The sequence below is a fragment of the Streptomyces sp. NPDC107559 genome, assembly GCF_055657365.1.
The window spans coordinates 101,359-127,231 of the sequence record NZ_JBVKBD010000021.1; the positions used below are offsets into that span (position 1 = coordinate 101,359).

Annotated in this window: 16 protein-coding genes; 11 read left to right on the forward strand and 5 right to left on the reverse strand. The window is 72.9% G+C overall.

The annotated features are described in order from the left end of the window. Window positions 1–130 precede the first annotated feature (130 nt). Window positions 131–2,392, forward strand: a complete 2,262-nt coding sequence (glgX, locus tag ACZ7OY_RS38325; protein WP_472250195.1) for a glycogen debranching protein GlgX — start codon at window positions 131–133, stop codon at window positions 2,390–2,392. Between the two features lie 21 nt (window positions 2,393–2,413). On the opposite strand, the gene ACZ7OY_RS38330 is transcribed toward glgX, so the two are convergent. From ACZ7OY_RS38330 to ACZ7OY_RS38345, 4 genes are read right to left on the reverse strand one after another with little or no spacing between them, the layout of a single operon-like run. Next, window positions 2,414–3,049: a response regulator gene (locus ACZ7OY_RS38330; RefSeq protein WP_472250196.1), complete on the reverse strand. Its 636-nt coding sequence runs from the start codon at window positions 3,047–3,049 to the stop codon at window positions 2,414–2,416. After that, entirely contained in the window at window positions 3,039–4,289 is a 1,251-nt protein-coding gene (locus tag ACZ7OY_RS38335; protein WP_472250197.1) for a sensor histidine kinase, read from the reverse strand. Before ACZ7OY_RS38335 ends, ACZ7OY_RS38330 begins: the two co-directional genes overlap by 11 nt. A 25-nt stretch (window positions 4,290–4,314) precedes the next feature. Then, window positions 4,315–5,049 carry an ABC transporter permease gene (locus ACZ7OY_RS38340; RefSeq protein ID WP_472250198.1) on the reverse strand — a complete coding sequence of 245 codons (735 nt, stop codon included), beginning with the start codon at window positions 5,047–5,049 and terminating at the stop codon, window positions 4,315–4,317. After that, complete coding sequence (locus ACZ7OY_RS38345) at window positions 5,046–5,957, reverse strand: ABC transporter ATP-binding protein (protein WP_472250199.1); 912 nt, start codon at window positions 5,955–5,957, stop codon at window positions 5,046–5,048. Before ACZ7OY_RS38345 ends, ACZ7OY_RS38340 begins: the two co-directional genes overlap by 4 nt. 183 nt (window positions 5,958–6,140) lie before the next feature. On the opposite strand from ACZ7OY_RS38345, the gene ACZ7OY_RS38350 reads away from it, so the two are divergent. The 8 genes from ACZ7OY_RS38350 (at window position 6,141) to ACZ7OY_RS38385 (ending at window position 19,260) form a co-directional block, all read left to right on the forward strand. Then, a complete protein-coding gene (locus ACZ7OY_RS38350) occupies window positions 6,141–8,012 on the forward strand; it encodes an ABC transporter ATP-binding protein (RefSeq protein ID WP_472250200.1) in 1,872 nt (623 codons plus the stop codon). Continuing rightward, window positions 8,009–9,868 (forward strand): ABC transporter ATP-binding protein, encoded by a 1,860-nt coding sequence (locus tag ACZ7OY_RS38355; protein ID WP_472250201.1) that lies wholly within the window; start codon window positions 8,009–8,011, stop codon window positions 9,866–9,868. The genes ACZ7OY_RS38350 and ACZ7OY_RS38355 overlap by 4 nt, the downstream gene beginning before the upstream one ends. 15 nt (window positions 9,869–9,883) lie before the next feature. Beyond that, window positions 9,884–11,710, forward strand: coding sequence for an ABC transporter ATP-binding protein (locus ACZ7OY_RS38360; RefSeq protein ID WP_472250202.1), 1,827 nt, complete (start codon window positions 9,884–9,886; stop codon window positions 11,708–11,710). After that, a complete protein-coding gene (locus ACZ7OY_RS38365) occupies window positions 11,707–13,476 on the forward strand; it encodes an ABC transporter ATP-binding protein (RefSeq protein WP_472250203.1) in 1,770 nt (589 codons plus the stop codon). The genes ACZ7OY_RS38360 and ACZ7OY_RS38365 overlap by 4 nt, the downstream gene beginning before the upstream one ends. Before the next feature lie 311 nt (window positions 13,477–13,787). Continuing rightward, complete coding sequence (locus tag ACZ7OY_RS38370; protein WP_472250204.1) at window positions 13,788–15,836, forward strand: M4 family metallopeptidase; 2,049 nt, start codon at window positions 13,788–13,790, stop codon at window positions 15,834–15,836. A gap of 300 nt (window positions 15,837–16,136) precedes the next feature. After that, window positions 16,137–17,807, forward strand: coding sequence for a M4 family metallopeptidase (locus tag ACZ7OY_RS38375; RefSeq protein WP_472250205.1), 1,671 nt, complete (start codon window positions 16,137–16,139; stop codon window positions 17,805–17,807). Between the two features lie 71 nt (window positions 17,808–17,878). After that, window positions 17,879–18,391: a DUF1990 family protein gene (locus ACZ7OY_RS38380; protein ID WP_384735141.1), complete on the forward strand. Its 513-nt coding sequence runs from the start codon at window positions 17,879–17,881 to the stop codon at window positions 18,389–18,391. A gap of 137 nt (window positions 18,392–18,528) precedes the next feature. After that, a complete protein-coding gene (locus tag ACZ7OY_RS38385; RefSeq protein ID WP_472250206.1) occupies window positions 18,529–19,260 on the forward strand; it encodes a thioredoxin domain-containing protein in 732 nt (243 codons plus the stop codon). 30 nt (window positions 19,261–19,290) lie between these two features. On the opposite strand, the gene ACZ7OY_RS38390 is transcribed toward ACZ7OY_RS38385, so the two are convergent. Next, window positions 19,291–21,909, reverse strand: a complete 2,619-nt coding sequence (locus ACZ7OY_RS38390) for a glycosyltransferase family 1 protein (RefSeq protein WP_472250207.1) — start codon at window positions 21,907–21,909, stop codon at window positions 19,291–19,293. A gap of 282 nt (window positions 21,910–22,191) precedes the next feature. On the opposite strand from ACZ7OY_RS38390, the gene ACZ7OY_RS38395 reads away from it, so the two are divergent. Further along, the gene (locus tag ACZ7OY_RS38395; RefSeq protein WP_472250208.1) at window positions 22,192–23,394 is read left to right on the forward strand and encodes a S8 family peptidase; all 1,203 of its coding nucleotides are present in this window, start codon (window positions 22,192–22,194) and stop codon (window positions 23,392–23,394) included. Between the two features lie 267 nt (window positions 23,395–23,661). After that, window positions 23,662–25,761: an alpha-1,4-glucan--maltose-1-phosphate maltosyltransferase gene (locus tag ACZ7OY_RS38400; RefSeq protein WP_472250209.1), complete on the forward strand. Its 2,100-nt coding sequence runs from the start codon at window positions 23,662–23,664 to the stop codon at window positions 25,759–25,761. Window positions 25,762–25,873: the final 112 nt, after the last annotated feature.

The following is a 25,873-nucleotide window of genomic DNA, read 5'->3' on the forward strand; positions in this document are numbered from 1 at the left end:
AAACGTGAGTGCGAGCCATGAGCTGGGCAGAACAGTGGGGAGGACGACGCGACAGGTGACCGCGGCCGGGACGCCGCGGGCCCGTCACCCGTTGTTCCACGTCGTGCCATGAGCCGCGGGAGGCCGAACCGTGTCCAGCGCAGCCGAGCAGGAGGCGGTGGCGGAAGAGCGCGCCACCGGGGACGGGCGTCCGGCCGCCGCCGCGAACGGGGCACGGCGCAGGACGCCCGGGGTGCCGGTGTGGCCGGGTGCGCCGACGCCGCTGGGGGCCCGCTTCCGGGTCGGCCCGGACGGGGTGGCGGGCACCAACTTCGCGCTGTGGGCGGGCGGGGCCGAGGCGGTCGAGCTGTGCCTGTTCGACGGGCGCGGCCCGGACAGCAGGGAGACCCGCGCCCGGCTGACCGAACTGACGCACGAGATCTGGCACGGTTTCGTCCCGGGGGTGATGCCGGGTCAGCGGTACGGCTTCCGGGTGCACGGCCGCTGGGACCCGTGGACCGGCGCCCGCTGGAACCCGGCGAAGCTGCTCCTCGACCCGTACGCGCGCGCGGTGGACGGCGACTTCCGGCTGCCGCCCGAGGTGTACGGGCATGTCCGCGACTGGCCGCAGCAGCAGGTCGCCGACACCGTGCGCGACGACCGGGACTCGGCGCCGTACGTCCCGAAGGGCGTGGTCGTGCACGACGACGCGCCGGACGACGAGTGGACGGACGACCGCCGCCCGAAGACGCCCTGGGCCGACTCGGTGATCTACGAGCTGCATGTCAGGGGCTTCACCAAGCTGCACCCCGGCATCCCGCCGGAGCTGCGCGGCACCTACGCGGGCCTCGCGCACCCGGCGGCGGTCGAGCATCTGGTGCAGCTGGGCGTGACGGCCGTGGAGCTGCTGCCGGTACACCAGTTCGCGCACGAGGACCATCTGCTGCGGCGGGGGCTGCGCAACTACTGGGGCTACAACTCGATCGGCTACTTCGCCCCGCACGCCGGGTACGCCGCCTCCGGTACGACCGGTCAGCAGGTCGGCGAGTTCAAGGACATGGTCCGGGCGCTGCACGCGGCCGGCATCGAGGTCATCCTCGACGTGGTCTACAACCACACCGCGGAGGCCGGCGAGCTGGGCCCGACGCTCTCCCTCAAGGGCATCGACAACCGCGGCTACTACCGGCTCCAGCCGGACGCCCGCCGCTACGCCGACTACACCGGCTGCGGCAACACCCTGCACGTGGTCCAGCCGCAGGTGCTGCGGCTGATCACCGACTCGCTGCGCTACTGGGTGACGGAGATGGGCGTCGACGGTTTCCGTTTCGACCTCGCGGCCGCGCTGGCCCGCTCCATGCACGACGTGGACATGCTCTCCCCGTTCCTGGCCGTCATCGCCCAGGACCCGGTGCTGCGCCGGGTGAAGCTCATCGCCGAGCCGTGGGACGTCGGCTCCGGCGGCTACCAGGTCGGCGCGTTCCCACCGCTGTGGACCGAGTGGAACGACCGCTACCGAAACGCCGTACGGGACTTCTGGCGGCACGCGCTGCCGGACGTCCGCGAGATGGGCTACCGGCTGTCGGGCTCGAGCGACCTGTACGCCTGGGGCGGGCGGCGGCCGTACGCCTCGGTCAACTTCGTCACCGCGCACGACGGTTTCACCCTGCGCGACCTGGTGTCGTACGAGCGCAAGCACAACGAGGCCAACGGCGAGGGCAACCGGGACGGCACGGACGACAACCGGTCGTGGAACGGCGGCGCGGAGGGCGAGAGCGAGGACGAACGGGTACGGGCGCTGCGGCGGCGCCAGCTGCGCAACCTGCTGACCACGCTGCTGCTGTCCACGGGGGTGCCGATGCTGGTCGCGGGCGACGAGCTCGGGCGCACCCAGCGCGGCAACAACAACGCCTACTGCCAGGACAACGAGATCGGCTGGCTGGACTGGAGTCTGCTGGAGGACCCGGGCTGGCGCGCCCTGTTCGAGCTGACCTCGCGGCTGATCGCGCTGCGCCACCGCCATCCGGTGCTGCGCCGGCGGGCGTTCTTCTCGGGGCGGGCGCACTCGGCGGACGGGCTGCGGGACCTGGCCTGGTTCACCGCGCGGGGCGCGGAGATGACGGAACGGGACTGGTACGCGCCCGCCGCCACGCTCGGCATGTACCTCTCCGGGCGGGACATCCCGGGCCGCGACGAGCGGGGCGCGCCGATCGTCGACGACAGCTTCCTGGCCGTGCTGCACGCCGGGGACCGGCCGGTGAGCTTCGTGCTGCCGGGGCCGCCGTGGGCGGAGCGCTACGAGGTGGTCGTGGACACCTCGCGGGAGGAGCAGGCACAGGCGCCCGGGGTGACGCACCGGGCGGGGGCGGCGATCACGGTGCCGGCCCGGTCCGTGCTCCTGCTGAAGGTCGGCTGAGCGGGGCGGGGCCGGCCCGGGTCAGCCGAGGATCCCGCGCCGGTACGCCGTCGCCACCGCGGCCGCCCGGTCCTTGACGCCGAGCTTGGCGTACAGGTGGGTGAGGTGGGTCTTCACGGTCGCCTCGCTGATGAACAGCTCCCGGGCTATCTCTCGGTTCGGCGTGCCCCGGGCGACCAGGGCCAGGACCTCCCGCTCGCGGGCGGACAGCGGCTCGCCGCCGGGCGCGCGCACGGCGCTGACCAGACGGGAGGCGACGGTCGGGGACAGGACCGTACGGCCCTCGGCGGCGGCCCGGACGGCGGTGAACAGTTCGTCGCGGGGCGCGTCCTTCAGCAGGTACCCGGTCGCGCCCGCCTCGATCGCGGGCAGGGTGTCGGAGTCGGTGTCGTAGGTGGTCAGCACCAGGACCCTGGCGCGGGCCCGGCGGCGGGTCAGCTCGGCGATGGCGTCCACTCCCCCGCCGCCCGGCATCCGCAGGTCCATCAGGATCACGTCCGGGTCGAGGGCGGCGGCCAGTTCGACGGCCTGCACCCCGTTCACCGCCTCGCCGACGACGGTGAAGCCGGGCGCGGAGTCGAACATGCCGCGCAGGCCGTCGCGTACGACGGGATGGTCGTCGACGATCAGCAGCGAGATGGCGGTGTCATCGGTCATGGCGCACCAACGGTACGCGAGCCGACAGCGCGGTGCCGTGGCCCGGTTCGGACTCCACGGCCAGGGAGCCGGCGATGCGTTCGGCGCGGGCGCGCATCCCGTCGAGGCCGAACCCGCCGGTGCGGGTGCGCCGCGGCAGGTTCTCGGGGTCGAAGCCGCTGCCGTCGTCGCGGACGTCGAGGGTGACCTCGTCGCCCATGAAGCTCAGGGTGACGCCGACGCGGGTGGCGGCCGCGTGCCGGGCCGCGTTGGACAGGGCCTCCTGGGCGATGCGCAGCAGGGTGGCGGAGACCTCGTCGTGCAGTTGCTCCGCGGTGCCGGTGACGGTGAACTCGGCGCGCAGTCCGGTGCGTTCGCCCCATTCTGCGACCGTCTTCTTCAGCGCCTCCGGCAGCCCGTCGTCGGCCAGCGCGACCGGGGCGAGGTTGTGCACGCTGCGTCGTGCCTCGCCGAGGCTGTGCCGGGCCAGGTCGGCGGCCCGGCCCAGGTGGGTGCGGGCCACGTCCAGGTCGGGGGCGCTCGCCACGACCTGGAGCTGGGCGATGATGCCGGTCAGGCCCTGGGCGATGGTGTCGTGGATCTCGGCGGCCAGCCGTCGGCGCTCGTCGGCGACCCCGGCCTCCCGTGCCTGGACGAGGAGTTGGGCGTGCAGCGCGGCGTTTTCGTCGAGGGCCTGCTGCAACGCGGCGTTGGTGCGGCCGAGTTCGGCGATGGTCTCGGCCTGGGTGCGGGCGTGCGCCTGCTCCTGCACGTTGAACCGGTTGAAGAGGGCGACCAGTGCGAGGTTGGCGCCGAACACCACGAGGAAGCCGAACCACCACAGCAGACCGCGCGGCGGCATGCCGCCGATCTCGCTGCCCGCCATGGTGACGGCGGTCAGGAACAGTCCCGGCAGCGTCAGCCGCCGGGTCAGCTGGCGGGCGGCGCTGTAGTAGCCGGTGACGGCGTAGAAGGCGAAGAAGGGGTTGAGCCAGGTCAGCACGAACCCGAGCGCCCAGCGGACGAAGTACAGCGCCGAGCTCGCCCGGTTGGGCCCCGACCACCTCCGGGCCGCCCGCCCCCAGCCCAGCTGGAGCAGCAAGGACGCGGCCACCAGCAGGCCGGCCGCCCACATCGCGGCCGGTGTCATCCCGACCGCCCGGGCCGAGCCGGCCGCCGTCAGCACGCCCACCGCGAGCAGGGCGTAGGGCCCCCAGAGGTCGAAGAAGGCCCTGCGCTCGGGATGTTCGGCCTGGGTCATGCCATCAGTGTCGGGCACGGCCGGCTCACTCCCAACGGAACCAGCGCGCCGCGCCCGCCGTCAGCAGCACCGCCCAGGCCGTGAGCACACCGAGGTGGTCCCAGCCGGGCCAGTGGCCCGCGGCGGCCTGGTCCAGGGCGCGGGCCGCCGCGCCGAACGGGGTCAGCCGGACCACCTGGGCCAGTGTGTGCGGCATCGCCCGCACCGGGATCCACACGCCCGCGCAGAACATCATCGGGAAGAACACCGCCGAGCCGATCGCGCCCGCGATCTTCGTGGTGCGCGACAGCGCCGAGACGACCGCGCCGAGCGCGAGGGCCGCGGCGGCCGCGAGCAGCAGCGCCAGCAGGTATCCGGCGGGCTGTCCGGGCAGCCGTACACCGAAGGCGAGCCGGCCGACGGCGAGCGCGAGCAGCGCCGAGCCCAGCGCCACCGTGCCCTGCACGGTCATCTGCGCGGCCAGCAGGGCGGTGGGCCGCACGGGGGTGAGCCGCATCCGGCGCAGGATGCCGCGCTCCCGGTAGCCGGTCAGCGCCTGCGGCAGGGTCTGCACCCCGGACATGATCAGGGCGATCAGTACGGCGATGGGCACATAGGCGTCGACCGGCCGCAGCCCGCCCAGGGAGTCGTCGGCGTCCCGGAAGGACGGGATCGAGCCGAGGATCGCCAGGAGCAGGGCCGGGAACAGGAAGACCCAGAAGACGGCCCCGGGTTCGCGGCGGAACAGCCGGAACTCGGCGCGCAGGACCGCGGTGTTCATATCGCCTTCTCCTTCTCCTCGGTGAGATCGAGGAACGCGTCGTCGAGCGTGGCGTCGGTGACGCGCAGCTGGTGGGCGGTGACCCGGTGGCGGGCGAGCAGGGTGATGACGGCGTTGACCGTCTCGTCGGTGCCGGACAGCGTGAGGCGGCCGTCCTTGTGCTCGACGGACGCGAGCGCGGGGAGCGCGTCCAGTTCCCGGTCGTCCAGCGGGGCGGACGGGGTGAAGCTGATGACGGTGGCGCCCGCGGAGCGCCGGATCAGTCCGGCCGGGGTGTCCAGGGCGGCCACCCGGCCCTTGTCGATCACCGCGATCCGGTCGCAGAGCCGCTGGGCCTCCTCCATGAAATGGGTGACGAGCAGGACGGTGACCCCGCCCGCCCGTACGTCCTCGATGAGCTGCCAGGTGTCCCGGCGGGCCCTGGGGTCCAGGCCGGTGGTCAGTTCGTCCAGGACGACGATCCGCGGGTTGCCGATCAGGGCGAGCGCGATGAGCAGGCGCTGCTTCTGGCCGCCGGAGAGTTTCCCGAACCGGGTGGTGAGCCGGTCGGCCAGCCCCAGGCGCTCGGCGAGCGGGCGCCAGTCCAGCGGGTCGGGATAGAAGGCGGCGTAGAGCTCCAGGGCCTCGCGGACGGTCAGTTTCGCCTGGAGCTCGCTCTCCTGGAGCTGGGCGCCCAGGACGCGGGCGACCCGTTCGTGGTCGGCGACCGGGTCGAGGCCGGTGACCCGGACCCGGCCGGCGTCGGGGACGCGCAGGCCCTCGACGCACTCGACGGTGGTGGTCTTGCCGGCGCCGTTCGGGCCGAGGACGCCGAAGATCTCGCCCTCCTCCACGGCGAAGGAGACGCCGTCCACGACGGCACGGCCCCCGTAGACCTTGCGCAGGTCGGTGACTTCGATGACGGACATGGGTCGAGCGTGCCGCGGGGAGCGGCGCGGGCACATCGGCCGTCTCGCTCGTACGCGCATCGGCCGATCGGATGACGCCGGTGTACGACCTCTCGAACACGCAGGTCGTAGGACCTGCGACCGAGCCGGGTCCGGCCAAAACTCGGTGGGCGATGTCAGTGGCGATCCGTAGGCTCGCTCCTGATGTCCACTACACCTGCCACCGCCGAGAACCGCTCCGCCGTGCGCACTCTGCTGCGACTGTGGCCGTATGTGCGCCCGGTGCGGGTGCGCCTGTTCACCGCCGCCTTCGTCGCGGTCGTCGCCTCCTGCGTGGGGCTGGTGATACCGCTTGTGCTGAAGTGGATGGTCGACGGGCCGATCGCCGACCGGGACTCCGCGGGCGTGTGGCGGGGCGCGCTGTACCTGCTGCTGCTGGGGGTCGCCGAGGCGCTGCTGTTCGGACTGCGGCGCTGGCTGGTCGCGCGGCCGCTGTCGCATGTCGAGGCGTCGATGCGGGCGCGGCTGTACGGGCACCTCCAGCGGCTGCCGGTGGCCTTCCACGACCGGTGGGCCTCCGGACAGTTGCTGTCACGGGCGACCACCGACCTGATGCTGCTCCGGATGTTCCTCGCCTTCCCGCTGACGTTCCTGCTGGTCAACGCGGTGACCATCATCATCGGTGTGATCATCATGCTGCTCCAGGACTGGACGCTGGGCCTGGTGATCCTGGGCCCGACGGTGCCCCTGATGGTCATGTGCGTGGTCTTCGAGAAGCGGTACGCGCACGCGGCGCGGCTCGCGCAGGACCAGGTCGGCGATCTGACCACGGTCGTCGAGGAGAGCGTGCTGGGCATCCGCATCGTCAAGGGATTCGGGCGCCACCGCAGTCAGGCGCGGGCGTTCCGTGAGCTGGCGCGGACGCTGCGGGGCACGGAACTGCGCAAGGCGCGGCTGCTGGCGGCGATCTGGGCGGTGATCGTGACGCTGCCGGAGCTGGCCATCGGGGCGGCGCTGGTGGTCGGGGCGGTGCAGGTGGCGGACGGCACGCTGTCCGCGGGCACGCTGGTGGCCTTCCTGTCGACGGCGCTGGCGCTGCGCTGGCCGGTGGAGTCCATCGGTTTCCTGCTGGCGATGAGCCAGGAGGCGTCGACGGCGACGGAGCGGTACTTCGAGGTGATGGACGCACCGCCGGAGTCGGCCGACCCGGACGCCCCGCCCGCACCTGCCGGGGACGCCTCGCCCGCCGCGAGCGGCTCACCTGCCGGGAACGGCGGACCGCACAAGCCCGTACCTGCCGGGGACGGCGGGCTGCGCTTCCACGGTGTCCGGTTCCGCTATCCGGACGCCCCGCCGGACTCCCCGCCACTGCTCGACCACATCGAACTGCACGTCCGCCCCGGCGAGTCGATGGCCCTGGTCGGGGCCACCGGAAGCGGCAAGACCACGCTCACCGCGCTCGTCCCCCGGCTGCACGAGGTGACGTCCGGGCGGATCACCCTGGACGGCGAGGACATCACCGCGATGCCCCGCGAGGAACTGCGCGCGAAGGTCGCGGTCGCCTTCGAGGAGCCCACGCTCTTCTCGGCGAGCGTCGGGGACAACGTCCTGATGGGCGCCGACGGCGACGCCGGCGCGCCGGAGCTGGAGCGGGCCCTGGCCGTCGCCCAGGCGGCCGGCTTCGTGCACGCGCTGCCGCAGGGGACGCTGACCCAGGTCGGCGAACAGGGCCTGAGCCTGTCCGGCGGCCAGCGGCAGCGCCTCGCGCTGGCGCGCGCGGTGGTCGGCCGGCCGCGGTTCCTGGTGCTCGACGACCCGCTGTCGGCCCTGGACGTGCACACGGAGGCCGCCGTCGAGGCCGCCCTGCGCCGGGTGCTCGTGGACACCACGGCCCTGATCGTCGCCCACCGGCCGTCCACGGTCCTGCTCGCCGACCGGGTCGCCCTGCTCGCCGACGGACGCATCCAGGCCGTCGGCACCCACCAGGAACTGCTGCGCACCAGCACGGAGTACGCCCGGCTGATGTCCGGGGACGATCCCGAAGAGCCGTCCGGCCACGAGGAGGGCGACCGATGACCGCCGCCACGACGTCCGCCGCCGTCACCGAGGGAGAGGACCGGCCGGACCCCGACGAGCAGGCCGCCGACCCCTTCGACCGCGACGTACTGCCCACCCCGCCCGGTGCCACGGCCGCGCTGCTGCGCTCCCTGCTGGCCCCGATGAAGGGGCGGGTGGCGCTGACCACGGCCCTGCTGCTGCTCCAGCAGGCGGCGGTGCAGACGGGTCCGCTGCTGGTGGCCTACGCCATCGACCGGGCCGTACCGGCACTGCGCGGCGGCGACCACGGGCCGCTGATCGCGGTGGCCGTCGCCTATCTGCTGTGCGCGGTGGCCTCGGGCGGGATGCAGTACGCGTTCACCGTGGTCTCCGCCCGGGTGAATCAGGACGTCCTGCTCGATCTGCGCGGCCGGATCTTCCGTCACGCCCAGGCGCTCAGCGTGGACTTCCACGAGCGCTACACCTCGGGCCGGCTGATCTCCCGCTCCACGACGGACGTCGAGTCGCTGCGCGAGCTGCTCAGCGAGGGCTTGCAGGAGCTGGTGACGGTCCTGCTGTCGTTCGTGTACATCGCGGCGATGCTGCTCTGGCTGGACCTCGGGATCGGCGCGGTCGCGGTGGCCTCGGCGGTGCCGCTGTACCTGCTCGTACGGCTGTACCAGCGGCGCGCGGGCGAGGTGTACCGGGAGCGGTCCACGGCGATCGCGGGGGTGATCGTGAAGTTCGTGGAGACGATGAACGGCATCCGGCCGGTGCGCTCCTTCCGCCGCGAGGCCGCCAACGACGCCGAGTTCGCCGTCCTCAACCGGCGGCACGAGCGCACCAACGGCGACGCGCTGCTGGAGATGGCCCGCTATGTCGTCGGCTCCCGGCTGGTGTCCAGCACCGCCCTGGCCCTGACCGTGCTGTGGGGGGCCTGGCGGGTGGCGGACGACTCGCTGGCGCTGGGCGTGCTGGCGGCGGCGGTGCTCTACCTGCGGCGGCTGTACGACCCGATCGACCGCCTCGGCATGTTCCTCAACTCCTACCAGTCGGCGGCCGCCTCGCTGGAGAAGATCGCGGGTCTGCTGGCGCAGACGCCGTCCGTGCCCGAGGCCGCGAAGCCCCGGGAGCTGCCCGCGCGCGAGGGCGCCCACCCGGGCCGCACGGTCGTCTTCGACGGCGTCCGGTTCGCCTACCGCACCGGCGGCGAGATCCTGCCCCGCTTCGACCTGACCCTGCCGGCCGGACAGACGGTCGCGGTCGTCGGCTCCACCGGCGCCGGCAAGTCCACGCTGGCCAAGCTGCTGGCCCGGTTCTACGACCCCACCGCGGGCCGCGTCACGCTGGACGGCGTCGACCTGCGCGACCTCGCGCTGCCCGAACTGCGGCGCGGAGTGGTCATGGTGACCCAGGAGGCGTTCCTGTTCTCCGGCACGGTCGCCGAGAACATCGCGATCGGCCGTCCGGACGCGAGCCGGGAGGAGATCGAGCGGGCGGCGAAGGCGATCGGCGCGCACGAGTTCATCAGCGCCCTGCCGGACGGCTACGACACGGACGTCCGCAAGCGGGGCGGGCGGATCTCCGCCGGTCAGCGGCAACTCGTGGCCTTCGCGCGGGCGTTGCTCGCCGACCCGGCGGTGCTGATCCTCGACGAGGCGACCAGCTCGCTGGACATCCCCGGGGAGCGGGCGGTGCAGCAGGCGATGACGACGGTGCTGCGCGGCCGTACCGCGGTGGTGATCGCGCACCGGCTGTCGACCGTCGAGATCGCCGACCGGGTGCTGGTCATGGAGCACGGACGGATCGTGGAGGACGGCAGCCCGGCCGAACTGACCGCGGGCACCGGCAGGTTCTCCGACCTGCACCGGGCCTGGCGGGACAGCCTGGTCTGAGCGGGGGACCCGGAAGTGATCGACGCGTACGAGGACCCCGGCACGCCCGATGCCCGCGGCGGCCGGCGCTATCTGTGGTGGCTGGTGACCCGGCAGCCCTGGCGGTCCGTCGCCGGGGCGGTGATCGCCAGTGTCTGGATGGTGCTCGGGGCGGCGACGCCGTATCTGATGTCCCGGGCGATCGACGACGGTCTCCAGCCGGGCGACCGGGTCGCACTCGCTGGCTGGACGGCCGCGCTGTTCGCGGTCGGGGCGTTCAACGCCTGGCTGGGCATCATGCGGCACCGCACGATGACCCGGGTGCGGATGGACGCCAACTTCCGCACGGTCAAGGTGGTCGTCGGGCACACGGTGCGGCTGGGGGCCTCGCTGGCCCGCCGGACCGGGGCCGGCGAGGTGGTCACGATCGGCGTGGGCGACGTGCAGACGATCAGCACCTCCCTCACGGTGGTCGGACCCGGGGTCGGCGCGCTCGTCGCCTACGCCGTGGTCGCCGGGCTGCTGCTGTCGGTCTCGGCACGGCTGGCCGTGGTGGTGCTGCTCGGGGTGCCGGTGATCGTCGTACTGGTGGGACCGCTGCTGGGGCGGTTGCAGGGCGCGGAGTCGGAGTACCGGGAGCGGCAGGGCGTGCTGACCGCGCGCATCGGCGATCTGGCGGGCGGTCTGCGGGTCCTCAACGGCCTGGGCGGCAAGGAGCTGTTCGCGGACGCCTTCCGCCGGGACTCACGGCGGCTGCGCGAGCAGGGCTACCGGGTCGGTGCGGTGACGAGCTGGATGCAGGCGCTCGGGGTCGGGCTGCCGACGCTGTTCCTCGGCCTGGTGACCTGGCTCGCGGCCCGGTCGGCCGCCCAGGGCGAGATCACCGTGGGCGAGCTGGTGGCGGTGTACGGCTATGTCGCGGTCCTGGTGGTTCCGGTGGCGTTCCTGATCGAGTGCGGCCACCAGCTCGCCCGGGGCGTGGTGGCCGCCCGGCGGGTGGTGGGGCTGCTGCGGCTGGAGCCCGAGCCGGACGGCGGTGCGTGCGCCGCCCCGGCCGAACCGGCGGTGCTGTACGACCCGGAGTCCGGGGTGCGGGTGGCACCGGGACGGCTGACCGCGCTGGCCGGGGCGCGGCCCGCCGACACGGCGGCCGTCCTCGACCGGCTCGGCCGGTACGCGCCGTCGGCGGCGACCTGGGGCGACACGCGCCTGGACGAGATCCCGCTGCCGCAGGTCCGGGCGCGGATCCTGGTCGCCGACCACGAGGCCGAGCTGTTCGCGGGCACGCTGCGGGAACTGGTCGGCGGCCACCGGGAGCCGGCCGAGCGGAACATCCGGCGGGCGGTGCACTCGGCGGTGGCCGAGGACATCGTGCAGGGTCTGCCGGACGGGCTCGACTCGGCGATCGACGCGCGGGCCCGCAATCTGTCCGGCGGGCAGCGGCAGCGGGTCCGGCTGGTGCGGGCGCTGCTGGCCGACCCGGAGGTGCTGCTGGCGGTGGAGCCGACGTCGGCGCTCGACGCGCACACCGAGGCGGCGGTGGCGGCCCGGCTGCGGCCGGCCCGCAGCGGCCGTACGACCGTGCTGACCAGCACCTCCCCGCTCGTCCTCGACCACGCCGACACCGTGCACTTCGTGGTGGACGGCAAGGTCGCCGCGACGGGCACGCACCGGCAGCTGCTGGCCCGCGAGCCGGACTACCGGGCCCTGGTCGCACGGGGCGCCGAGGCGAACGCTGACACCGGGACGAACGCGGGCACCGAGACGAACGCTGACACCGAGACGAACGCGGGCACCGAGACGAACGCGGGCACCGGGACGGGCGCGGACGCCGGTGCCGGTGCCGAGGGGGTCGTGGCATGAGCCGAGGGCAGCTTCCCGTCGCCGGACCCGCCGAGGTCCGGCGGGCCGCGGTACGGCTGGTGCGGGCCGACGGGCGCGGGTTCGGGGCCGTGCTGGCGCTGAACGCGGCGGCCGCCGCGGCCGGGCTGGCCGGGCCCTGGCTGCTGGGACGGATCATCGACACGGTGCGGGCCGGGGGCGGGGTCGCGGCGGTGGACCGGCTCGCGGCCGGCATCGTGCTGTGCGCGCTCGGGCAGCTGCTGCTGGCGCGCTGGGCCCGGTACGCGGGACACCGGTTCGGGGAGCGGACGCTGGCGCGGGTGCGCGAGGAGTTCGTCGACCGGGCGCTGGCGCTGCCCGCGTCCGTGGTGGAGCGGGCCGGCACCGGCGATCTGACGGCGCGCGGCACGGCGGACGTGACGACCGTCGGCACCACCCTGCGCGACGCCGGGCCCGAGCTGCTGATCAGCTCCGTGCAGGCGCTGTTCCTGCTGGGCGCGGTCTTCGCGCTCGACCCGCTGCTCGGCGTGGTCGGACTGGGCTGCCTGGCCCCGATCGGGGTGGCGCTGCGCTGGTATCTGCGCCGGGCGCGGGAGGGCTATCTGGCCGAGGGCGCGGCAGGTTCGCAGGTCGCCGAGATCCTCGGGGCGACCGCCTCCGGGGCGCGTACCGTCGAGGCGTTCCACCTCGGTGAGCGGCGGATCGCGGCGAGCCGCGAGGCGCTGGAGGTCTCCCGGCGCAGACGGCTGTACACGCTGTTCCTGCGGACGGTGTTCTTCCCGGCGGTGGAGACGTCGTACGTACTGCCGGTGGCCGGGGTGCTGCTGGTCGGCGGGGTGCTGCACGGACACGGGGGGACGAGTCTGGGCGCGGTGGTGGCGGGCGCGCTGTATCTGAAGCAGCTCGGCACGCCGCTGGACGAGGTCCTCATGCGGGTGGAGCAGCTCCAGAGCAGCGGGGCGTCGTTCGCGCGGGTGGAGGGGCTGGCGCGGGCCGCGCGCCCGGACACCGCCGAGCGGTACGCGCTGCCCTCGGGCGACCGCATCGACGTGACCGGGGTGCGGTACGCCTACGACCGCGGTGGCGAGGTGCTGCGCGGCGTCGATCTGACCGTGCGGCCCGGGGAGCGGCTGGCGGTGGTCGGCCCGTCCGGTGCCGGCAAGACCACGCTGAGCCGGCTGCTGGCGGGCGTCGACGCGCCCAGCGCCGGTGCGGTGACGGTGGGCGGGGTGCCGGTCGCGGAGCTCGGGCCGGAGCGGCTGCGGCGCCAAGTCGTGCTCGTCACCCAGGAGCACCACGTCTTCCTCGGCACGGTCCGCGACAATCTGCGGATCGCCGAACCGTCCGCCGGGGACGCGCAGTTGTGGGCCGCGCTGGCGACGGTCGGCGCCGAGGCCTGGGTGCGCGCGCTGCCCGGCGGTCTGGACACCGAGCTCGGCGAGGGCGGCCTGGCCACCGACGGCTCCCAGGCGCAGCAACTCGCCCTGGCGCGGGTGGTGCTGGCCGATCCGCACACGCTCATCCTCGACGAGGCCACCGCGCTGCTGGACCCGGCGACCGCCCGGCACACCGAGCGGGCCCTGGCCGCGGTGCTGCGCGGCCGTACGGTCATCGCCATCGCGCACCGGCTGCACACCGCGCACGACGCCGACCGGGTGGCCGTGATGGAGGACGGCCGCCTCACCGAAGTCGGCACGCACGAGGAGCTGGTGGCGGCGGGCGGGGCGTACGCGGCGCTGTGGCGGACCTGGCACGGCGACCCGGCGGACGGTGCCGTTCCGGCCTGAGGTCCCGGCTGCCCAACCAACGGTCCGTATATCGAACACGAACTCCCGGACAACGGACCTTTTCCGGCCAACTTCCTGACACGCTCCTGACAGACAGTCAATCTCCTGCGACGCTGCACACAGCCCGCGCACAGCAACCCCACAGGTTCGCGGCTGTCTCCGGGCCCCAGGTCTCAGGCACCTGGTTCCGCGTACCGCCCAGTTCTGCGTACCGCCTTGTTCCACGCACCGCCTTGTTCTGCCCGGACGGCCGACCAGCCGTCCGGTCTCCCCTGGCCGCGCGATCCGCGGCCGTGCAGAAGGAGTCCGTGTTGAGCAGCAGTTCCTCTCGCAGACGCACCTCCCACACCTCGTACCGCAAAACCGCCGCCGTCGCCCTCGTCGGTGTCTCGGCGCTGATCGCCGCCGCCGTGCAGTCCGGCGCCGCGGCCGCCGCCCCCGACCGGGCGCCGTCGGTGTCCGACGCGGTCCGGCCGGGTGCTGAAACGGTTCGCCTCTCGCCCGCCCAGCGCGCCGCGCTGATCCGTGAGGCCGACGCCGCCAAGGCGGACACCGCCAGGCGGCTGGGTCTGGGCGCCAAGGAGAAGCTCGTCGTCCGGGACGTCCTCAAGGACGCCGACGGCACGCTCCACACCCGCTACGAGCGGACCTACGACGGCCTTCCGGTGCTCGGCGGCGACCTGGTCGTCGACACCACCGCGTCCGGTGCCACCGCGGCCGTCACCAAGGCCACCCGGGCCGCCGTCGAGGTCGCCTCGCTCACCGCCGCCGTACCCGCCGCGCAGGCCGAGCGGCAGGCGCTGTCCCTCGCGAAGGACGCGGGCGCCGCGCGGGCCACTGCCGACCGGGCACCGCGCAAGGTCGTATGGGCCGCGAGCGGCACGCCGGTCCTCGCCTACGAGACGGTCGTCGGCGGCCTCCAGGAGGACGGCACCCCCAACCAGCTGCACGTCGTCACCGACGCGGCCACCGGCAAGAAGCTCTTCCAGTACCAGGGCATCGAGACCGGCACCGGCAACACGATGTACAGCGGCACGGTCACGCTCGGCAGCGCGCAGTCGGGGTCGACGTACAACCTGACGGACACCGCCCGCGGCAACCACAAGACGTACAACCTCAACCACGGCACCTCCGGCACCGGCACCCTCTTCTCGGGCCCCGACGACACCTGGGGCAACGGCAGCGCCTCCAACCTGGAGACCGCCGGCGCCGACGCGCACTACGGGGCGGCGGTGACCTGGGACTACTACAAGAACGTGCACGGGCGTTCCGGCATCCGCGGGGACGGGGTGGGCGCGTACTCCCGGGTCCACTACGGCAACAACTACGTCAACGCTTTCTGGGACGACAGCTGCTTCTGCATGACCTACGGCGACGGCTCGGGCAACACCCACCCGCTCACCGCCATCGACGTGGCCGGCCACGAGATGAGCCACGGCGTCACCTCCAACACCGCGGGCCTGAACTACTCGGGCGAGTCCGGCGGCCTGAACGAGGCCACCTCCGACATCTTCGGCACCGCGGTCGAGTTCTACGCGGCGAACTCCTCCGACGTCGGCGACTACCTCATCGGCGAGAAGATCAACATCAACGGCAACGGCACCCCGCTGCGCTACATGGACAAGCCCAGCAAGGACGGCGCGTCCAAGGACAGCTGGTACTCCGGCATCGGCGGGGTCGACGTGCACTACTCCTCGGGCCCCGCGAACCACTTCTTCTACCTGCTGAGCGAGGGCAGCGGCGCCAAGGTCATCAACGGCGTCAGCTACAACTCGCCCACCTCCGACGGGCTTCCGGTCACCGGCATCGGCCGCGACAAGGCGGAGAAGATCTGGTTCCGCGCGCTCACCACGAAGTTCACCTCGACCACCAACTACGCGGCGGCCCGCACCGGCACCCTGGCGGCGGCGGGCGACCTGTACGGTACGACGAGCGCCGAGTACAAGGCGGTGCAGGACGCCTGGGCGGCCGTCGCGGTCGGCTCGCGCTCGGGTGGCGGCGGCGGTGGCGGCACGTCCTTCGAGAACACCGCCGACGTATCGATTCCGGACAACGGAGCGGCCGTCACGTCGTCGATCACGGTCTCCGGACGGACCGGCAACGCCCCTTCGAACCTTCAGGTCTCGGTCGACATCGTGCACACCTGGCGCGGTGACCTGGTGATCGACCTGGTGGCCCCGGACGGGTCGACGTACCGCCTGAAGAACTTCAGCTCCTCCGACTCGGCGGACAACGTGAACGCGACCTACACGGTGAACGCGTCCTCCGAGGTCGCCAACGGTACGTGGAAGCTGAAGGTCCAGGACCAGGCGGCCCAGGACACCGGCTACATCAACAGCTGGAAGCTCACCTTCCCGTAGGCCGCAGGCCGCACCCGGCACCCGCGGACAGGGCGCCGCCCCGGTGGTTCGACTCCCCGGGGCGGCGCCCGCTTTTTGCCATGTACATGCGTGGACCTGGTTGGTCCATTGCCGAGGTCAAGTCCGTTTACATTCCTGCAACGTTCACCCAACAGTCGACTTTCGGTCAACATCACCTTGGGGTCCTGACATGTACGCGCCCTTGATGCGAGGCTTCCCCCAACCGCCGTAGCACAGCAACTTCACATCACCTACGGGCAGGGCCCCACCCCGTCCGGACTCCCCCACAAAGGAGCTTGCGTGAGCCCCCTCTACGCGCGTCACAAGCGCACCACCCTGGCCATCGCCACTGCGGTCGCGGCCGGCGCCCTGCTCACCACCGGTCTCGCCGGCGGTACCGCCGTCGCCCAGTCCCCGGCGGACTCCACCAAGGCGGCACCGCTCGCTGCGGCCCCCCTCCAGCTGTCCTCGGCCGCCCGCAGCACGCTGATCCAGCAGCAGCAGGCCGACGCGCCCGGGACCGCCACCGCGATAGGCCTCGGCACCCAGGAGAAGCTGGTCGTCAAGGACGTCGTCAAGGACGTCGACGGCACGGTGCACACCCGCTACGAGCGCACCTACGCGGGCCTGCCGGTGCTCGGCGGCGACCTGATCGTCCACCAGTCGGCCTCCGGTGCGACCGAGGGCGTGACCAAGGGCCTCAAGACCAACTTCAAGGTCGCCTCCGTCAAGCCGCAGATCGCCGCCGCCACGGCGGAGAAGCAGGCGCTGACCGCGGCGCAGGCGGCCGGCTCGGCGAAGACCTCGGCGGACGCCGCGCCCCGCAAGGTGATCTGGGCGGGCTCCGGCACCCCGGTCCTCGCCTACGAGACGGTCGTCGGCGGCCTCCAGGACGACGGCACCCCCAACCAGCTGCACGTCATCACCGACGCGGCCACCGGCAAGAAGCTCTTCGAGTACCAGGGCATCGAGACCGCGTCGACCGGCACCGGCAAGACGCTGTACTCCGGCACCGTCAGCCTGACCACCAACCTGTCGGGCTCGACGTACCAGCTGTACGACACCACGCGCGGCGGCCACAAGACGTACAACCTGGCCCACGGCACCTCCGGCACCGGCACGCTGTTCACCGACGCGGACAACGTCTGGGGCACCGGCGCCGCCTCCAGCTCCTCCACCGACCAGACCGCGGCCGCCGACGCCGCCTACGGCGCCCAGGAGACCTGGGACTTCTACAAGAGCACCTTCGGCCGCAACGGCATCAAGAACAACGGTGTCGGCGCCTACTCCCGGGTCCACTACAGCAGCGGCTACGTCAACGCCTTCTGGGACGACAGCTGCTTCTGCATGACCTACGGCGACGGCTCCAGCAACACCCACCCGCTGACCTCGCTGGACGTGGCCGGCCACGAGATGAGCCACGGCGTCACCTCCAACACCGCGGGCCTGAACTACTCGGGCGAGTCCGGCGGCCTGAACGAGGCCACCTCCGACATCTTCGGCACGGGTGTGGAGTTCTACGCGGCGAACTCCTCCGACGTCGGCGACTACCTCATCGGCGAGAAGATCAACATCAACGGCAACGGCACCCCGCTGCGCTACATGGACAAGCCCAGCAAGGACGGCGGCTCGGCGGACTACTGGTCCTCCTCGGTCGGCAGCAAGGACGTGCACTACTCGTCCGGTGTCGCCAACCACTTCTTCTACCTGCTGAGCGAGGGCAGCGGCGCCAAGACCATCAACGGCGTCTCCTACAACTCGCCCACCTACAACGGCTCGACGGTCACCGGCATCGGCCGGGCCGCGGCGCTCCAGATCTGGTACAAGGCGCTGACGACGTACATGACGTCGACGACGAACTACAAGAGCGCCCGTACGGCCACCCTGTCGGCGGCGTCCGCGCTGTACGGCTCCAGCAGCACCCAGTACGCCGCGGTGGCGGCGGCCTGGACCGCGGTCAACGTGAGCTGACCGCAGGGCGGTCGACGGGGCGGTACCCCGGGACTTCGGCGTCCCGGGGTACCGCCCTACCCTTGCTTCCCATGTCCTTCACGTACGCGGACGTCGGCGCGACCCGCGAGCACGCCGGTTTCTGTCCCCCCGGCTTCCACCCCCTGCACATACGCACCCGGCTCGGCGAGGGCGAGGCACTCTTCCGCCGGGCCGCCGAAGCCGTCCTCACCTGGGAGATGCACCGCGCGCTCGGCGTCGGCGTCACCACGAAGGCCGACCGGGCCGCGCCCGGCGCGGACGTCACCATCACCCTGGCCGGTCTGATCAAGGCTCCCTGCCGGGTGGTCTGGGCGGTCGAGGAACACCGCCGCGCCGGCTGGGCCTACGGCACGCTGCCCGGTCACCCCGAGTGCGGCGAGGAGTCCTTCGTCGTCCACCGCACCGGCGACGGCACGGTCTGGTTCACCGTCTCCGCCTTCAGCCGTCCGGCCAAGTGGTACGCCCGGGCCGGCGGCGCGGCCACCCGGACCCTGCAGCACGCCTACGCACGGCGCTGCGGGACGGTGCTGCGCCGCCTGTGCGCACCGCACGACGAGGCCTGAGCCTCCCGCGCCCGCGTGGGCGGGCCCGCCGACCCCGCCCCGGAAGGGACAAAGGGCCCTTCCGGGGAGATAGCGCGCCCTCCTAGTCTCGAGAGTGGCTCCACCGGTCCACTCCCCCCACGTGACAAGGGACGCCCATGCCCGTCAAGACCTCACGCCGCGCCCTGGTGATCGGTGCCGCGGCCACCGCGCTCGCACTCACCGCCGGTGTCGGCATCGGGCTCGCCGCCGACGGCGACTCCGCGGGGAGTGCCGCGCAGGCGGCGCCGCTCGCCGTCCCGGCGCACACCACCGGGGCCGACGGCACGGTGGTCACGTACGGGAAGGCGAGCGCCCCCGTCACCGTGAGCGTCTACGAGGACATGCGCTGCCCCTACTGCGCGAGCTTCGAGCGCGACCTGGGCGCGACCCTCACCTCCCTCGCCGACTCCGGCAAGGTGAAGATCGAGTTCCATATGGCCACCTTCCTCGACAAGCGCCTCGAAGGAAAGGGCTCCCGGACCGCGCTCGGCGCGCTCGGCGCGGCCCTGGACGAGAGCCCCGCCCTGTTCAAGCAGTTCCACACCGCGCTGTACGCCGCCCAGCCGCAGGAGGAGACCACGGACACCTTCGGCAGCAGCGCCGAACTGCTGAAGATCGCCGACAAGGTGCCCGGTCTACGCACGCACGCCTTCAACAAGGCCGTCAAGGAAGGCACCTACCTCGCCTGGGCCGACAAGGTCGGCGAGACCTTCTACGACAGCGACGTCACCGGCACCCCGGCGGTGAAGGCCGACGGCCGGGACATCACGGTGCTCGACGGCGACGGCAAGCCCGTCGACGCCCGAAAGTTCACCGAGGAGATCGAGGCCGCCGCCGCACAGCGGTGACACCCGGCCTCCCCGGTGTCCGGCGCCGGCCTACCGCATCAGCACCCCCGCACCCTCGCCCGGTTCCTCCGAGGGCACCGTCACCAGGCCCAGTTCCGCGCCGGAGGCGAGCAGCCGGTGGGCCGGCAGGATGCGGACCGTGTAGCCGTAGGGCCCGGTGCGGTCCAGGGACAGCGGACCCTCGTAGACCCAGCGCCCCTCCAGGTCGGGGCCGCCCGTCGGCTTCAGCGGGACCGTCGCCGCGTCGGTGATGCGGTCCTCGGAGTCCACCCGGCCGGAGACCGCCTGCACCTCGACGTCGTCGGTGCCGAGGCCGCCGAGGCCGACCCGGACCCGCAGGACCAGGGTGGTGCCGAGTTCGGCGCTGGCCGTGGCGGTGGCCGTCTCCACATGGTCGACGCTCACCCCGTGCCAGGCGGCGCGCACCCGGGTCTTCCAGGCGGCGAGTTCACCGGCGGCGGCCGGGGTCATCGCGCGGTGCGCGTGCGCGGCCGGGGTGTACAGGCGCTCGACGTACTCGCGGACCATGCGCCCGGCCAGCACCTTCGGGCCGAGCAGGGCGAGGGTCTCGCGGACCATCTCGATCCAGCGGTCGGGCAGACCGTGCTGGCCCCGCTCGTAGAACCGGGGTGCCACCCGCTGTTCGAGGAGCTCGTAGAGCGCGGCCGCCTCGATGTCGTCGCGGTGGTCGGGGTCCATGCCGGAGCCGTCCGCCGTGGGGATCGCCCAGCCGAAGTCCGGCTGGAACCATTCGTCCCACCAGCCGTCCAGCACGGAGAGATTGAGACAGCCGTTGAGGGCCGCCTTCATCCCGGAGGTACCGCAGGCCTCCAGCGGGCGCAGCGGGTTGTTGAGCCAGATGTCGCAGCCCGGGTAGAGCTTCTGCGCCATCGCCATGCCGTAGTCGGGGAGGAAGACGATGCGGTGGCGCACCCGCGGGTCGTCGGCGAAGCGCACCAGTTCCTGCACCAGCCGCTTGCCGCCGTCGTCCGCCGGGTGCGCCTTGCCCGCGACCACGATCTGGATCGGGTGCTCGGGGTGCAGCAGCAGGTCCATCAGCCGGTCGCGGTCGCGCAGCATCAGCGTCAGCCGCTTGTACGAAGGGACCCGGCGGGCGAAGCCGATGGTCAGCACGTCCGGGTCGAGGACCCCGTCGATCCAGCCCAGCTCGGCCGCACCGGCGCCGCGCTGGCGCCAGGAGGCGTGCAGCCGTCGCCGCACCTCCACCACCAGCTGTTCGCGCAGGTCCCGGCGCAGGTCCCAGACCTCCTGGTCGGAGATGCCGCGCACCGCGTCCCAGCGGTCCGAGCCGCCGATCGTCAGCGCGTCCTCGGCGCGCTGGGCGCCGATCTCGCGGGCGCCGAGCCGCAGCACCTCCGGGGCCACCCAGGTCGGGGCGTGCACGCCGTTGGTGACGGAGGTGATCGGCACCTCCTCGGGGTCGAATCCCGGCCACAGTCCGGCGAACATCTCCCGGCTGACCTGGCCGTGCAGCAGCGACACGCCGTTGGCGCGCTGGGCCAGGCGCAGCCCCATCACGGCCATGTTGAACAGGTTGGGCTCGCCGCCGGGGTAGCTCTCCATGCCGAGCCGCAGGACGCGTTCGACGTCGATGTGCGGGAGTTCGGCCTCCGGGCCGAAGTGGCGGGCGACCAGCTCGCGGTCGAAGCGGTCGATGCCGGCCGGGACGGGCGTGTGGGTGGTGAAGACGGTGCCCGCGCGGACCGCCTCCAGGGCCGCGTCGAACTCCAGCCCCCGCTCGCCCAGCTCCGCGATGCGCTCCAGACCGAGGAAGCCCGCGTGGCCCTCGTTGGTGTGGAACACCTCCGGCTCGGGGTGGCCGGTCAGCCGGCAGTACGTGCGTACCGCCCGGACACCTCCTATACCCAGCAGCATCTCCTGGAGCAGCCGGTGCTCGCTGCCGCCGCCGTAGAGCCGGTCGGTCACGCCGCGTTCGCCGAGGTCGTTCTCCTCGACGTCCGAGTCGAGCATCAGCAGCGGCACCCGGCCGACCTGCGCCAGCCAGATCCGGGCGCGCAGCGAGCGGCCGCCGGGCAGCGCGAGGGAGACCTGCGCCGGGGTGCCGTCGGCCTCCTTCAGCTGGACGACCGGCAGCTCGTTGGGGTCGAGGACGGGGTAGTGCTCCTGCTGCCAGCCGTCCCGGGAGAGGCTCTGGCGGAAGTAGCCGTGCCGGTAGAGGAGCCCGACCCCGATCAGCGGCACGCCGAGGTCGCTGGCCGCCTTGAGATGGTCGCCGGCCAGGATGCCGAGGCCGCCGGAGTACTGGGGCAGGGCGGCCGTGATGCCGAACTCGGGGGAGAAGTAGGCGACGGCGGCCGGTAGTTCGGCGGACTGCGCCTGGTACCAGCGGACGCCGGTCACATAGTCGTTGAGCTCCCCGGCGGCCGCGTCGAGGCGGCGCAGGAAGCGGCGGTCGCCCGCCAGTTCGGTGAGCCTCGCGGGCGGCACGCTGCCCAGCAGGCGTACCGGGTCGCCGCCGGAGGCGGCCCAGCACTCGGGGTCGACGGACTGGAAGAGGTCACGGGTCTCCGCATGCCAGGACCAGCGCAGATTGCGGGCCAGATCGCTGAGCGGCCGGAGGGAGTCGGGGAGAACGGGACGGACGGTGAATCGACGGATCGCCTTCACATTCCACCTCGGCGCATGTCGCTGTGCGGACGCACGGCGGTGTGCGTCTCGTCGTCAGTCGACGGTACCGGCGTCGGTGGCGCCGCCGCTGGGAGCTTCGCCCGCAGACCCCCCGTTCGGCCGGAACCGGCACCTCCCGGCCTATATGGCCGATTCCACCACCATAGGCCTTCTTGTGGTGCTTCACGTGGCACGGAAAGCTGCCAGTGGCGGACCGGCCGGCACCGGGACACCCGGCGCCGCGGCCGTCGTACGCCCGAGTCGAGGAGGGGAACTCGGACCATGGCACGGACGCGCAAACGGCGTCTGCGCTGGGCGGCTGGCCTGACCGCGGTCACCACGGCCGCGGTGCTCTCGGCCACCACACTGCCCGCGCACGCCGTACCGGAGGGGCGGATACTCGGCGCCGGCGATCCCGGCTCCGTCGGCGGAAGTTACCTGGTGGTGCTGAAGGGGGACACCCGGGCTCCGTCGACGGCCGGCCGGGAGCTGGCCGAGCGGTACGGGGTGAGAATCAGCCACACCTACGGCACGGTGGTGAACGGCTACGCCGTACGGGCCGACGAGAGACAGGCGCGCCGCCTGGCGGCGGACTCCCGGGTCTCCTCGGTCGTCCAGGACACCCGGGTGGGTCTGGAGCGCACCCAGAGGAACCCGCCGTCCTGGGGCCTGGACCGCCTCGACCGGCCGGGCCCGGTGCTGGACCGGAGTTTCACCGCGCCGGACTCGGCGGGGGCCGGGGTGACGGTGTACGTCATCGACACCGGGGTCCGGATCACCCACCGGGACTTCGGCGGACGCGCCGCCTACGGCTGGGACTTCGTCGACGGCGACGCCACGGCCACCGACGGCAACGGCCACGGCACGCACATCGCGGGCATCGTCGCCGGTGCCTCGTACGGCGTGGCCAAGAAGGCGGACGTGGTCGCCGTACGCGTGCTCGACGACAGGGGGGCGGGCACCACGGCCCGGGCCATCGCGGGCATCGACTGGGTCACCCGGCACGCGCACAAGCCCGCGGTGGCCAACCTCAGTCTGGGCGGTGTGCACAACGCCCAGCTCGACGCGGCCGTCCGTGCCTCCATCGCCTCGGGCGTCACGTACACGGTCGCGGCGGGCAACGACTCGCGCGCGGCCGCCCTGTACTCGCCCGCGGACGTGCCGGAGGCCGTCACGGTCGGCGCGACCGACCGCGACGACGCGCGGGCGCCGTTCTCCAACTACGGTTCGGCCCTCGACCTGTTCGCGCCGGGGGTGTCGATCACCTCGGCGTCCCGTACCGGCGACACCGCCGCCGCGACGTACTCCGGTACGTCGATGGCGGCGCCGCACGCGGCGGGCGCGGCCGCGCTCTATCTGGCCGGCCGTCCGCGGGCGACGCCCGCCCAGGTGGCCGCGGCGCTGGTCGCGCGGGCCGCGCAGGGCCGGGTGTCCGACCGGGGGGCCGGCTCGCCGGACCGGATCCTCCAGGTGCCACCGGGGTGACGGCAGAGTCCGGGGCCGATCATCGCAGAGTCCCGGGCCGATGGTGGCGCAGTCCCGGCACCGGCCCCGTTCCCCGCGAACGGGGCCGGACTTGTGGGTAGACATACGCGTGAGTAGTTACCAAAGTGCCGGATTGCCCACTCGAATAGGGTGGGAAGGCTTTCCCGGTACGCCCTCGGGTACACCACGCAGGTGGACCCCCGGGTTCGCAGGACCCACCTCCCCACAGCCATCCGCCCACCCACGTTGACGCGGACAGGAGCGGTCATGCCCGCCACGCACCACTCGTCACCACCCCCGACCCCCCGTACCGGCGCACCCCCCGGCCGCACCGCCACGGCCGGGCCGCCGGCCCCGGAGCCACCCTCCGCGGGCGAGGCCACCGCCGTCGGGCGCATACCCGTTCTGGACGTCCGTCCGCTGGTCCTGCTCGGCCGCAGGCCCGCCAAGGCCGTGACCGGCGAACCCTTCGAGATCTCGGCCACCGTGTTCCGCGAGGGCCACGACGCCGTCGCCGCCAACGTCGTGCTGAGGGACCCCCAGGGCCGCCCCGGCCCCTGGACCCCGATGCGTGAACTCGCCCCGGGCACCGACCGCTGGGGGGCCACCGTCACCGCGGACGCACCCGGCCACTGGACCTTCACGGTGGAGGCGTGGGGGGATCCGGTCGCCACCTGGCGGCACCTCGCGCGCATCAAGATCCCGGCCGGCCTCGACACGGATCTGGTCCTGGGGGAGGGCGCGCGGCTGTACGAGCGGGCGAGGGCCGGGGTGCCGAAGTCCACCGGGCTGCGGTCGGTCCTGCGGGCCGCCGTGGCCGCCCTGCTCGACGACTCGCTGCCGGTGGCGGCGCGGCTGGCGGCGGCGCTGACGCCGGAGGTGGACGAGGTCCTTGCCCGGCATCCGCTGCGTGAACTGCTCACCGCCTCGGCGCCGTTGCCGCTGCTGGTGGAACGCGAACGGGCCCTGTACGGCGCCTGGTACGAGTTCTTCCCCCGCTCCGAGGGCACCCCCGAGCAGCCGCACGGCACCTTCCGCACCGCCGCCCGCCGGCTGCCCGCCATCGCCGCGATGGGCTTCGACGTCGTCTACCTCCCCCCGATCCACCCCATCGGCACCACCCACCGCAAGGGCCCCAACAACACCCTGTCCGCCACTGACCAGGACGTCGGCGTGCCCTGGGCGATCGGCTCCCCCGAGGGCGGCCACGACGCCGTCCACCCCGCCCTGGGCACCCTGGAGGACTTCGACCACTTCGTCGCCCGCGCCCACGAGGCCGGCCTGGAGATCGCCCTCGACTTCGCCCTGCAGTGCTCCCCCGACCACCCCTGGGTGGACAAACACCCGCAGTGGTTCCACCACCGCGCGGACGGCACCATCGCCCACGCCGAGAACCCGCCGAAGAAGTACCAGGACATCTACCCCGTCGCCTTCGACGCCGACATGGACGGCCTGGTCGCCGAGACCGTACGCATCCTGCGCCACTGGACCGACCACGGCGTGCGGATCTTCCGCGTCGACAACCCCCACACCAAACCGGTCGTCTTCTGGGAACGCGTCCTGGCCGAGGTCAACCGCACCGACCCCGACGTCATCTTCCTCGCCGAGGCCTTCACCCGCCCCGCCATGATGCGCACCCTGGGCGAGATCGGCTTCCAGCAGTCCTACACCTACTTCACCTGGCGCACCACCAAGCACGAACTCACCGAGTACCTCACCGAACTCGCCGGCGAGACCGCCGCCTGCATGCGCCCCAACCTCTTCGCCAACACCCCCGACATCCTGCACGCCTACCTCCAGGACGGCGGCCGCCCCGCCTTCGAGGTCCGCGCCGTCCTCGCCGCCACCCTCTCCCCCACCTGGGGCATCTACAGCGGCTACGAACTGTGCGAGAACACCCCGCTGCGCCCCGGCAGCGAGGAGTACCTCGACTCCGAGAAGTACCAGCTGCGCCCCCGCGACTGGGAAGCAGCCGCCCGCGAGGGCCGCACCATCGCCCCCCTGCTCACCCGCCTCAACGACATCCGCCGCCGCCACCCCGCCCTCCACCTGCTGCGCAACCTCCGCTTCCACCACACCGACAACGACGCGGTGATCGCGTACTCGAAGCGGCACGGTTCGAACACGGTTCTGATGGTCGTCAACCTCGACCCGCACCACACCCAGGAGGCCACGGTCTCGTTGGACATGCCGCAACTCGGCCTCGAATGGCACGAGTCGGTGCCGGTGCGCGACGAGCTCACCGGCGAGACCTACCACTGGGGCAGGGCCGCCTACGTGCGTCTGGAGCCGGGCAACCGGCCCGCGCACGTCCTCGCCGTCCTGCGACCGTCCACCCCGCAGACCGGAGGGTCACCCACACAATGATCGTCAACGAGCCCGTTCCGGACACGTTCGAGGACACCCCCGCCAAGGACCGGGACCCGGATTGGTTCAAGCGCGCCGTCTTCTACGAGGTCCTCGTCCGCTCCTTCCAGGA

Excerpts from the sequence above, each read along its gene's own strand:
- ACZ7OY_RS38395 (WP_472250208.1), top strand. The coding sequence starts at position 22,192 with ATGGCACGGACGCGCAAACGGCGTCTGCGCTGGGCGGCTGGCCTGACC.
- ACZ7OY_RS38335 (WP_472250197.1), bottom strand. The coding sequence starts at position 4,289 with ATGACCCAGGCCGAACATCCCGAGCGCAGGGCCTTCTTCGACCTCTGG.
- ACZ7OY_RS38365 (WP_472250203.1), top strand. The coding sequence starts at position 11,707 with ATGAGCCGAGGGCAGCTTCCCGTCGCCGGACCCGCCGAGGTCCGGCGG.
- ACZ7OY_RS38330 (WP_472250196.1), bottom strand. The coding sequence starts at position 3,049 with ATGACCGATGACACCGCCATCTCGCTGCTGATCGTCGACGACCATCCC.
- ACZ7OY_RS38355 (WP_472250201.1), top strand. The coding sequence starts at position 8,009 with ATGACCGCCGCCACGACGTCCGCCGCCGTCACCGAGGGAGAGGACCGG.
- ACZ7OY_RS38340 (WP_472250198.1), bottom strand. The coding sequence starts at position 5,049 with ATGAACACCGCGGTCCTGCGCGCCGAGTTCCGGCTGTTCCGCCGCGAA.
- ACZ7OY_RS38400 (WP_472250209.1), top strand. The coding sequence starts at position 23,662 with ATGCCCGCCACGCACCACTCGTCACCACCCCCGACCCCCCGTACCGGC.
- ACZ7OY_RS38380 (WP_384735141.1), top strand. The coding sequence starts at position 17,879 with ATGTCCTTCACGTACGCGGACGTCGGCGCGACCCGCGAGCACGCCGGT.
- ACZ7OY_RS38345 (WP_472250199.1), bottom strand. The coding sequence starts at position 5,957 with ATGTCCGTCATCGAAGTCACCGACCTGCGCAAGGTCTACGGGGGCCGT.
- ACZ7OY_RS38350 (WP_472250200.1), top strand. The coding sequence starts at position 6,141 with ATGTCCACTACACCTGCCACCGCCGAGAACCGCTCCGCCGTGCGCACT.
- ACZ7OY_RS38385 (WP_472250206.1), top strand. The coding sequence starts at position 18,529 with ATGCCCGTCAAGACCTCACGCCGCGCCCTGGTGATCGGTGCCGCGGCC.